Below are 1,442 nucleotides of genomic sequence, written 5' to 3' on the forward strand. Positions count from 1 at the left end.
AGTGTAGCTTCTTCACCAGATGGTATTGCCTTAGTTCATGGAGATTTAGAAATGAGTTATGGAGATTTAGATGCACGTTCTACTCGTTTGGCGCACTATTTAGTAAGTAAAGGAATAAAGAAAGAAGAGCTAATCCCAATTTGTGTTGATCGATCTTTAGAAATGATTATAAGTGTTTTGGGAGTATTAAAATCTGGAGCAGCATATGTTCCTATCGATCCTAGTTATCCGCTTGATCGTATTACTTTTATTCTACAAGATACTTCCGCGAATTTCATAATTACAAAATCGGATAACCCAATTTTAGATTTAGTATCAGGATGCGAATTTTTTTGTGTTGATAGAGATTGGGAAGAGGTAAATTCTTTTTCATCAGAAAAACTGGATCTAGGAATTATGCCTAATAACCTGGCAAATGTAATTTATACTTCTGGGACCACAGGTAAGCCCAAAGGAGTGTTATGTGAGCATCGTGGAGTCGTAAATCTTGCGCAAAATATGATCGATATAACAGGCATGGACAATGCTGTCAAAATGCTTCAATTTTCGTCGTTTTCGTTTGATGCCTTTAGTTTTGAGTTGTTTTCTACAATGATTTGTGGAGGGCAATTGATTCTCACGGATAAATCCACCATCAATTCACTGGATAAAATACGTCCTTTAATCAATTCCAAAGAGATTAACATAGCCTTATTACCACCATCTTATCAAGAAGCTTTAAAAGACGATCTTGGTACCATTACTACAATTATCTCGGGAGGAGAGGCTTTAAATTATAATCTAACTAAAGAATTTCAATCCAAAGGGATTAAAGTTTTTAATGCTTATGGACCTACCGAAAATACAGTATGTAGTAGTGTGAGTTCTGCCCCAATTATAGAAAATAAAGTAACTATAGGTTCCCCAATAGGGAATACTAAAATTTATATACTTGATCAATCAGAAAATCTAGTTCCGTTTGGAACCCCAGGGGAATTATGTGTGTCTGGGGTTCAAGTTGCAAGAGGGTATTTAAACCGTCCATCTCTTACTTCTGAAAAATTCGTTAAAAACCCATATGGATCAGGCAACTATGATCGTTTGTATAAAACTGGTGATTTAGCAAGATGGCTGCCTGATGGTCAAATAGAATATTTAGGTAGAATCGATAGACAAGTGAAATTGAGAGGCTATCGTATAGAGTTGGGCGAGATTGAAAACACTATTAAAACAGTTTTTGAAGAAATACAGCATGGGATTGTTGAGATGAAAGAGATAAATGGCGATAAGGTTTTGGTGGGGTATTTAGTTTTGAAATCAGAAATAGATTTGTCTATTATCAAGCCGGCTTTATTGGAAAAACTTCCAGACTACATGGTTCCGAGTTATTATGTAGCGTTGTCTTCCTTACCATTGACTTCCAATGGTAAGATTGATCGCTCAGTTTTGCCTATTCCTAGTTT

The 1,442-nt window shown here is 35.7% G+C and carries 1 protein-coding gene; it reads left to right on the forward strand.

Going from position 1 to position 1,442, the window contains the following annotated elements:
• A partial coding sequence (locus tag BUE24_RS23545; protein WP_139242113.1) for an amino acid adenylation domain-containing protein occupies positions 1–1,442 on the forward strand: 1,442 nt, incomplete at both ends.

It is taken from the genome of Aquimarina spongiae (assembly GCF_900141785.1).
Taxonomy (GTDB): Bacteria; Bacteroidota; Bacteroidia; order Flavobacteriales; family Flavobacteriaceae; genus Aquimarina; species Aquimarina spongiae.